Here is a 9,453-nt window from a genome sequence, read left to right on the forward strand (position 1 = left end):
GCTTCATAGCGGGTCATGGCCTGGCCGCCTTTGTAGGTGCCGTTCGGGTAGCCGGCGACGCAGCCGTAGCGCTCGATCAGGTTCGAGAGGGCCTGGAAGGCCCAGTCGGTCGGCTTGACGTCGGAAAACTGGTTGATGCTGGTGACTTGCTCTTCGGCGGCGTACTTGTTGACGCCGTCGATGTTGAGCTCAGCTGCCTGAACCGCCACAGGGGCGAGCAGGCCGAGGGCTGCGGGAGCAACCAGCAGTTGCTGGAAGAGTTTCATGGGTTCCTCACACGGAAGCGGCGCAATGCGCCAACCGAAGAATCACCCAGGGGAACCTGTCCATCCAGTGTCCATGTGCCAGAAAACACAACGTCCGGTACCCAGGGGTGCTGCCAGAGTGCCGCCCATGAAGGCCCTTTGGGCGACGCTGCCCTTCCTGCCCCTGTTGCTCACGGCGGCGCCGCGCAGCTTCCTGGCCCACGACGAGGGCTACTACGCCCTGCAGGCCCGCTGGATCGCGCAGAGCGGCCAGTGGCTGGCTCCTCCCTGGTGGGACCAGGTCGTCTTCGATCGCACCATCGGCCTGCCGTGGCTGATCGCCGCGGCCTACCGACTGCTGGGCCTGGCCCCCTGGGTGGCCCATGTGCCGTCGTTGGTCGCCGCCGTGGCCTCCCTGCTGCTCACCGCGGCCCTCGCCAGGCGCCTGCTCGGCGGTGATGGAGACGGATGGGTTGCCGCCGCCGTACTGGCGCTCACCCCCCTGTGGCTCGACTACGCCCACCTCGCCAGCCAGGACATGCCGCTGGTGGCCCTGGAGCTGCTGGGAATCCTGGCCCTGCTGCGGGCCGGCGATACCCCCAAACGGCACTGGGCCATGCTGGCCGGGGCCTGGATCGGCCCAGCCTTCCTGATCAAGGGCTTCATGGTGGCGCTGCCCGTGCTGGCCCTGCTGCCCTTTGTCCTGCTGGAGCGGCGTCCCGTGCTGCGGCGGCCCGCCTTCTGGCTCGGCCTCGCCCTCGGCTGGCTGCCGGTGGCGCTCTGGCTGGGCCTGAGCCTGCGGGTGCTCGGCCTGCCGGTGGTGGCGGGCCTTTGGCAGAAGCTTCTCTACCTCTCCGAGAGCGACGTCTACAGCGCCGGTCCCCTCTATTACGTATGGAACCTGCCGGCCAACACCTTCCCCTGGAGCCTTTTCGCCCTGGCGGGCTGGCGCAGCTGGCTAGCCGCACCGCTGGAGCGGACCAGGCGCCTGCTGCTGCTTCTCTATCCGTTGCTGATGCTTCTCCTGCTCAGCGCCTTCCGCACCAAGACCCCGTACTACGGGTTGCAGCTCACCCCCTTCGTCGCCCTGGCGGCAACCGCCGGCCTGCGCTCCTGGAGCGCCGCAGTCGGCAAATCTGCCCACTGGGCCAGCCTGGGCATCGCGGGCCTGGGAATGGCCCTGGTCCTGGCGGCGGCGGTGGTGCTCTGGCCAGGGGCGCCGGCCAAACGGCTTGTGGCCAATGGGGTGGCCAGCCTCGCGCCGACACCGGAACAGTTCGCCATGGCGGCGGTGGGCCTGGGTCTGGCCTGGGCCCTGGTTTTCTGGTGCCGCCGCAGCGCACACCGACTGGGGGCCCTGCTGATCGGTCCCTGGCTGGCCCTGGTCGTTCTGGTACAGGCCGGTCTGTTCACCGACAGAAGCCCCGTGCAGCGCCAGGCCCTGGCGCGCCCTGCGGCGGCGCAGGCACTCGCTGCGGGGCCGATTGCCGCCGCCGCCGCCGCTCCCCTGAGCGGCGAGGAGCACGCAGGGCTGATCCTGGTTGCCCTGGCCAGCCCCAGGCTGATTCCCCGCCTTGGGGCGCCGGAAAAGGTTCCTCCCGGGGATCGGGTGTGGATCCGCCGCCAGGAACTGCCAGCCGGATGGCCCGTGCAGCTGCAGGCCCCCGAGCTTGAGCCCTGGCTGCTGGCCGCAGCTCCAGGAGCGGACCGATGAGGCTGGCGCGCGGCCGGGACGCTTGGATCCTGCTGGGGTTGTGGCTGGCGGGCCTGCTCCTGGATGTCCTCTGGCTGCAGCGCCATGGCCTGCCGCCAGCCTGGGATCAGGGGGAACACCTGAGCCGCGCCATGGGGGTCTGGCAGGTGCTGGGTGAGGCCGCGCCCTTCGATCCCCTCTGGTGGCAGCGGCTGTGGGCCGAAACCCCCACCTACCGGGGACCCTTCACCTATTTGGTGACGGCACCGGTGTTCAGCCTGCTGGGGCCTGGGTATGGCAGCGCGATCCTCTCCAACAGCCTCTTCCAGGCCCTGCTGCTGGGCAGCCTGTACGGCCTGGGCCGCCTGGCCCACAGCCGGGCCGCCGGCCTCTGGTCCGCCTTTCTGTGCAGCGTCGCACCGGCCCTGCTGAACCAGCGCAGCGATTACCTGATCGACTTCAGCCTGACGGCCGTGCTCACGGCCACCTGGTGGCTGCTGACCGTGCGAGTTCTGGCCAGCCCCCGGCGCCCCTGGCTCTGGAGCCTGGGCGGCGGCCTGGGGCTCGGGGCGGTCGTACTGACCCGCCCGACCGGCCTGGTGATGCTCTGGCTGCCCCTGCTGGCGCTGGCCTGGATGGCCCTGGCGGCCCTGGTCCAGCGGGGCCGACCGACCCGCCTGGCCGAGTCGCTGCTGGGCGTGGCGGCGGCGACGGCCCTGGCCTGGCCCTGGTGGAGCCAGAACTGGCTGACGATCCTCTCCACCGTCAACAAGGCCCGCCAATGGGGGGTGCTGTACCAGGACGGGCTGGAGGCCAACACCCTGGCGGGTTGGCTGTTCTATCCCCGCCTGCTGCCCACGATGGCCGGGGCCACCCTGGTGGCGGTGGTGGTGGCGGGAGGATTGCTGAGCCGATGGCTCCGCCGCGGCAGCCCACCCAACCTCTTGGATTGGCACAGGCTGGCCTGGTGGCTGAGCTTTCCGCTCGGGGCCCTGCTGCTGGCCACCCTGATGAGCACCAAGGACTTCCGCTTCGTGCTGCCCCTGGTACCCCAGCTGTGTCTCGGTCTGGGGATCCTGCTGGCCTCGGCCACCGGTCGCTGGACGACCAGCTGGCGGCTGGTGGTGGTGGGACTGGGGATCTGGGGGGCCCTGGCCAGCCAGTTCGCCCTGGCGGCCAATCCCACCGGGTTTCCGCCGCGGCCTCCCATCGCCGGCCCCCCATGGCCCCTGGAGGCGATCGTGGCCACGATCCGCCAGCGCAGTCCGCACCAGCTCTCCACCCTGGCGGTTCTGCCCGACAGCCAGGGCCTGAACGCCTTCAATCTCGACGCCGAAGGACGCCGCCAGGACTTCCGCGTCGCCGCCCGCCAGACCGTGGCCCCCGTCGACCAGCTCGGCGGGGACCTGGCCGGCTTCGACTGGTTCCTGCTCAAGGGGGGCGACCAGGGCGTGATGAGCGACGCCCGCCAGGCCGCCCTCGACGGGATGGTGCGCCGTTCGCCGGCGTTCCAGGCCGCCGGCCGCTGGCCCCTGCCCGACGGCAGCAGCGCCGAGCTCTTCGGGCGGCGGAACCTCAGCCTGGAGGTGACGCCGGTGGCCTGCGGGCCGGATCCCAGCCTCCTGCTGGATCTCAGCGTCGAGCCTCCCGCTCCCCTGCGGCCGGGCAGCGAGGCCGTGCTGGTGAGCCGCCTGCGAGGGCCGGCGGCCCAGCTGCGGGATGGTCTGCTGCTGCTCGACTGGCGGCCGGACTGGCGCCATGACCGCGGCATCGGCCAGGGGATGGTGCGCGCCAGTGCTGGCGGTTGCCTGGAGGTCCGCGAACGGCTGGCCCTGCTGGTGCCGGCCGGGCTGCCCGACGGCTCCTACCGGCTGCGGGCCCGCGCCATCGACGGCCAGGGGCGGCCGCTGGCCTTGCGCAGCGCCCCGCTGACGTTGACAGTGGCGGCCACCGGTGAGGTCGCCACCGGACCTGATGGCGGGGCGCCCCCCAACCGCATCGACCAGCTGCTCGCCCTGGGGAGGTTGCTGCGCCGTGGTGAGCTGGATCTGCTGTTCCGGCAGGTGGGTCAGATCAACCAGCGCGATCCCCAGCAGATCTATCTCGCCCAGGGGGAGCGGCTGCTGCGGGCCCGACTCCAGGAGGGGGCTGACCTGGAAGACCTCTATGGTCTGGCCCTGGCCCAGGCGTTGCAGCGGCACGCCGATGGGGCCGTCGACACCCTGCAGCGCATCGTGTCCCTCGAACCCACCAATCCCCATGCCCTGATGGCCCTCGGCTTCGTGCAGCTCTACCGCTTCCACCCCGGCCAGGCCCAGGTGGCGCTCGATGCCGCCGCCAGACTCGACCCCGGCAACCGCACCCTGCGGACGCTGCGGGCCGTGGCCAGCGGCCTGCGGCTCGATGTGGCCGGCACCCTGGCCCTGCTGCGATGAACGGCACGCTCCAGCCCGAGGGGCTGCAACGGTTCCACCGCCGCAACCGCGCTTACTACGAAGACCTGGACCGGCTGCACCAGGTGCTGGTGGCTCCGGGACTGAGGGTGCTTGAGATCGGCTGCGGCCTGGGGGATCTGCTGGCTGCCACCCGCCCGAGCCACGGGGTGGGCATCGAGCGCGACCCCGCCATTGCGGCCGTCGCCCGGGCGGCCCATCCGAACCTGCGCATCCTCTGCGCCGAGGCGGCGACCATTGACCCGGAGGCGATCGGGGAAAGCGAGCCCTTCGATGTGATTCTCGTCGCCAACACCCTCAACACCCTCGAGGACGTCCAGGGGGTGCTCGAGCGACTGGCGGCGTTCTGCCACGACCGCACCCGGCTGGTGGTGAGTTTCCACAACTGGCTGTGGCAGCCGCTGCTGAAGGCGGCAGAGACCCTGGGTCTGCGCCAGCCCCAGCCGCCCGAGAGCTGGCTCACCCCCAGGGACGTGCAGAACCTGCTCGACCTGGCCGGCTGGGAAGTGCTCAAGCAGGGGCACCGCTGCCTGCTGCCCCGCCGGCTCCCCCTGCTGGCCCCCCTGGCCAACCGCTGGTTGAGCCAGCTGCCCGTGCTGGAACAGTTCGGGCTCACCCACTGGCTGGTGGCCCGGCCCGCCACGCCGGCCCAGCGCCGGCCCAGCGTCAGCGTGGTGATCCCGGCCCGCAACGAAGCGGGCAACATCGCCGCCGCCATCGAGCGCATGCCCCTGCTGGGGTCGGCCACCGAAGTGCTGTTCGTCGAAGGCCATTCGTCCGATGACACCTGGGCGGAGATCGAGCGGGTCTGCGCGACCTACCGCGGCCCACTGCAGCTGCGGGCCCTGCGCCAGAGCGGCCGCGGCAAGGCGGACGCCGTCTGGCTGGGCTTCGATCAGGCCGAGGGGGAGGTGCTGATGATCCTCGATGCCGACCTCACCGTGCGCCCCGAGGATCTGCCCCGCTTCTACAAGGCCCTGGCGGAGGGCCGGGGGGAGTTCGTCAACGGCTGCCGGCTGGTGTACCCCCGCACCAGCGCCGCCATGCCGCCGCTGAACACAGCCGCCAACCGCTTCTTCGCCGCGGCCTTCTCCTGGCTGCTGCGCCAGCGGCTCAAGGACACCCTGTGCGGCACCAAGGTGATCTGGAAGGCCGACTACGAGCGCCTCAAGGCCGGGCGGTCCTATTTCGGCGACTTCGACCCCTTCGGAGATTTCGACCTGCTCTTCGGCGCGGCCAAGCTCAACCTCAAGATCGTGGAGGTGCCGGTGAGGTATCAGGAGCGCAGTTACGGCAGCTCCAACATCGCCCACGTGAAGGAGGGTTTGATCCTGGCGCGCATGTGTCTCTATGCGGCTCAGAAGCTGCGCTTCACGCCATGAGCGCGCTGGTGTGCGCCCCACTTCCGGGCCAACGGCGTCGCCCTGGCCGCTGATGAAAAAGCGCTGGCTCCTCGGCCTGGTGGCCACCCTGGTCCTCTACCTGGGGCTCAGCTTCTGGTTCGGCTTCGCCAACGTGATGCGCTCCCTGGCGGCACTGCCCTGGTGGTGCTGGCTCGTGGTGGCTGCGCTGGTGGCCCTGGGTTACGTGCTCCTGTTCCAGCGCTGGCAGTTCTATCTGCGGCAACTGGGACACCCCCTGGCCTGGCGTCCCAGCAGCCGGATCTACGCGGCCGGCCTCGCCCTGGTGGCCGCACCAGGGCGAAGCGGTGAGGCCCTGCGCGGGCTGTGGCTGCAGCGTCGCCACGGCATCCCGATGCAGGTGGGCGTGGGGGTGACCCTGGCGGAGCGGGTGACGGACCTGGCCGGAGCCCTGCTGGTGCTCGCCTGGGGGCTGGGGGGAAGGGTTCTGCCGGCCCTGCTGGCCGCCGGGGGGACCCTGGCCATCAGCGGCTGGCTGCTGACACACCCAGCCGCCCTGCGGCGCCTGGAGGCGTTTCTCGACCGGCTGCCGGCCCACCGGCGCTGGCGCGGTCTCACCCGCCTGCTTCGTGAAGCCCTTGGAGCGGTGAGCCGGCTGCGCCAACTGCTGCAGCTCTGGCCCCTGCTGGTGGGCACCACCCTGGCGGCGCTGGTGTGGCTGATTGAGGCGGCGGCATTGATGGGCCTCCTCCAGCTGCTGGGGGATCCCCTGGTCCTGCCCCAGGCCGCCGTGATTCGCACGGCGATGGCCCTCGGCGGCGTCCTCTCCTTTCTGCCGGCGGGGGTCGGTACCGCGGAGGCCACGGCCATCGGCCTGGCGGTGGCCTTCGGTGTCGAACGATCGGCGGCTCTGGCCGTCATCCTGGTGCTGCGGGTGTGCACCGTGCTGCTGCCCACGGCGGTGGGCGTGCTGGTGCTGGCCGGCCTCAGGGACGGTGGCCCGGCAGACGGTGGCGACGGGGTGGGCGCGTGATCGAGGCCATCGGCTCCCAGGACTCCCTGGCCAGAGGCAGCGCACCCGCCTCGCCCAGCGGCTACCGGGCCGAGATCGACGGCCTGCGGGCCGTGGCCGTGGTGGCCGTGATCCTCAACCACATCGATGAGCGGCTCCTGCCCAGCGGCTATCTGGGGGTGGACGTCTTCTTCGTGATCTCGGGCTTTGTGATCACCGCCTCCCTCACCCGCCGTCCGGCCCACTCCCTGGGCGAGTTGCTGCTCGGCTTCTACAGCCGGCGCCTGAAACGGCTCGTGCCGGCCCTGCTGGTCTTCGTGGTGGTGGTGGGGATCCTGTCCTGCCTGGTGATCCCCCGCCCCCATACGGCCCTGCGCACGGGGATCAGCGCCCTGTTCGGGTTCTCCAACGTCTATCTGCATGGGCAGGCCACCGACTACTTCGGCACCGCCACCAAGCTCAACCCCTTCACCCACACCTGGTCGCTGGGAGTAGAGGAGCAGTACTACCTCCTGTTCCCCTTGGTGGCCTGGCTGACGGGCTTCGCGCGCCCTGGAGCTGGCGGCCAGCGGAATCTGTTCGCCGTGATGGGGGTGGCCTCGCTGGCGTCCTTGATCGCCTTCGTTCAGCTGTATCCCAGCCAGCAGGCCGCCGCCTACTTCCTGATGCCGCCCAGGCTCTGGGAGATGGGGGCCGGCTGCCTGCTGTTCTGCGCCGGCGGCGTCTGGCCGGCCGCCGCCAGGGGCCTGGCCCGCCTGCCGCCCCTGGCGGCGGTCCTGGGCCTGGTGGGGGTGATGCTGCTGCCGCTGGCCTGGGCGGTTCCGGCCACGGTGGCCTCCGTGGTGTTCACCACGCTGCTGATCGCCAGCCTGCGGCAGGGAACCGCCGCCCATCGGCTGTTCAGCCGGCCGGCCCTGGTGCAGGTGGGGCTGATCTCCTACTCCCTCTATCTCTGGCATTGGGGCGTGCTGTCCCTGAGCCGCTGGACGATCGGCCTGCACTGGTGGTCGCTGCCGTTCCAGATCGGCCTGATGGTGCTCCTGTCGGTGGCCTCCTACCGCTGGGTGGAAAAGCCCCTCAGACAGGCCAGCTGGGCCCCGCGGCGGGACCAGACGATCGCCATCGGGGTGGGCGGCCTGGCCGCCGGGGCGGGGCTGCTGATCGGTGTTGACAACCTGCCTCCGTTCAGCCTCTACGCCGGACGCAACCCGATCCCCGCCGGCATGGGGGTGGAATCGCTCGTGGATCCCTATCGGGTGGCCGGTGCGGCCGGAACCTGGCAGGGATCCCCCTGCGTCCTGGCCAACGACGGCGAAGCAGCCAAAACCATCGCCATCGAGGCCTGCACCCTCGGGGACTTCGCCACGGCCCGCCACCGGGTGCTGGTGGTGGGCAATTCCTTCTCGGCCTCCTTCGCCGGCGCCTTCGACGAACTGGTGGCCAACGATGACTACGCGGTGACGATCACCTCGGCCTGGGCCGCCTCGCCGGTGGGCAACTTCGCCGCCCTCGGCGGCAGCGGCCCCTTCGCCGCCACCAACCGCGCCTACTGGAACCGGGTGGTGCCGGGGCTGGTGGAACAGCTGCGCCCGGGCGACTGGGTGTTCCTCGTCAACGACATGGTGATGTTCTCGCCGCCCAGTCAGGGGCCGGGCAGCCGGCTGATCCTGCAGACCCTGAGGGTCGGCCTCACCGACTTCTCCGCCAGCCTGGCGCGGCGCGGCGTGCGCTTGGCGGTGCTCAACGGCCTGCCCTTCGCCCGGGAGGCGAACTGCCACCCCGCCAGTGCCGTGCCCCAGTGGTTCTCCCCCTTCGGCGGCCCCTGCCTGATGCCGGACCGGACGGAATCCCTGCGGCGACGCCAGCCCCTCGACAACCTGCTGACGGAACTGGAGAAGCGGGGAACGCTGCAGGTGGTGGATCTGTTCGACCTCTTCTGCCCGGGAGGGGCCTGCACGTACCGCTCCGCCGATGGGGAGATTCTCTACAGGGACGAACATTCCCATCCCTCCAGGCAGGCGGTGCGGCTCGCCGCCCCTTTGATCCGCGACGTGCTGACATCGTCGCCGAGAGGAGCAAGCCCCCCATGAACGATGCCCCCGACTCCGTCATCTCCAGGCGAACCTGGGGAAACGGTGTCGGGGGCTCTCGCCGGGTCCGCTCTGGCGCGGAACCGATGGATCAGGAGTCAGCAGCCGTGATCAGCCGGCATTCTCCGCGATCAGCAGACCCTGGATGGGACAACTTGGGGTCATGGACACCTCCTCCTGTGGGTTGGATGCCAGCCGGCGACGCCTGCGGCGAGAACGAAAACAACCTTTGAAAGGAGCAACACGTTGAACTTGCCCGCCGCTGGACCCACCGAATCCGCTGGCGCGGAGTGAGACCCACTTGGGCCAGTCGTCGCCGAGCCCTTCAATCAGACGTTTCCGTCGATCACCACGTCACTGCTGACGGAACCCGACCATCGTAACCAGCTTTTCGGACCGGTGCCGAGCCGATGGCCATAGCGGTGGAAGGTCTGGCGGGCCAACAAAAAAGGCCCCCGAAGGGGCCATGGCTTGGCAGGGAAAGGATCAGAGTGCGTTGCCGCGGGGCAGAACCTCTTCAGGGAAGATGAAGTTTTCGTGCGGTTGGTCGGCGGGCGCCATCCAGGCACGCAGACCTTCGTTGAGCAGGATGTTCTTGG

At 70.4% G+C, this 9,453-nt stretch carries 6 protein-coding genes and 1 pseudogene; 5 read left to right on the forward strand and 2 right to left on the reverse strand.

Annotation, left to right across the window (positions count from 1 at the left end):
* Window positions 1-266, reverse strand: a 266-nt coding sequence (locus KUG43_RS14960) for an S-layer homology domain-containing protein (RefSeq protein ID WP_216910386.1), incomplete at its 3' end; no start/stop codon positions are given.
* Window positions 267-393: 127 nt separating this feature from the next.
* Between KUG43_RS14960 and KUG43_RS14965 the strand changes: the two genes are divergently transcribed.
* From KUG43_RS14965 to KUG43_RS14985, 5 genes are read left to right on the forward strand one after another with little or no spacing between them, the layout of a single operon-like run.
* Window positions 394-1,959 (forward strand): ArnT family glycosyltransferase, encoded by a 1,566-nt coding sequence (locus KUG43_RS14965; protein WP_216910388.1) that lies wholly within the window; start codon window positions 394-396, stop codon window positions 1,957-1,959.
* Complete coding sequence (locus tag KUG43_RS14970) at window positions 1,956-4,373, forward strand: glycosyltransferase family 39 protein (protein ID WP_216910390.1); 2,418 nt, start codon at window positions 1,956-1,958, stop codon at window positions 4,371-4,373. Before KUG43_RS14965 ends, KUG43_RS14970 begins: the two co-directional genes overlap by 4 nt.
* Window positions 4,370-5,773: a glycosyltransferase gene (locus KUG43_RS14975; RefSeq protein WP_216910392.1), complete on the forward strand. Its 1,404-nt coding sequence runs from the start codon at window positions 4,370-4,372 to the stop codon at window positions 5,771-5,773. The genes KUG43_RS14970 and KUG43_RS14975 overlap by 4 nt, the downstream gene beginning before the upstream one ends.
* A 52-nt stretch (window positions 5,774-5,825) precedes the next feature.
* On the forward strand, window positions 5,826-6,785 hold the full coding sequence (locus KUG43_RS14980; protein WP_216910394.1) for a lysylphosphatidylglycerol synthase transmembrane domain-containing protein: 960 nt from the start codon (window positions 5,826-5,828) through the stop codon (window positions 6,783-6,785).
* A complete protein-coding gene (locus tag KUG43_RS14985) occupies window positions 6,782-8,854 on the forward strand; it encodes an acyltransferase family protein (RefSeq protein WP_353618052.1) in 2,073 nt (690 codons plus the stop codon). The genes KUG43_RS14980 and KUG43_RS14985 overlap by 4 nt, the downstream gene beginning before the upstream one ends.
* Before the next feature lie 486 nt (window positions 8,855-9,340).
* Here the strand turns inward: KUG43_RS14985 and KUG43_RS14990 are convergent.
* Window positions 9,341-9,453 (reverse strand): annotated as a pseudogene (locus tag KUG43_RS14990) (photosystem II D2 protein (photosystem q(a) protein)); the annotation flags it as partial.

This window comes from Synechococcus sp. CCY 0621 (assembly GCF_019038465.1).
In the GTDB taxonomy this organism is placed as follows: domain Bacteria; phylum Cyanobacteriota; class Cyanobacteriia; order PCC-6307; family Cyanobiaceae; genus Cyanobium.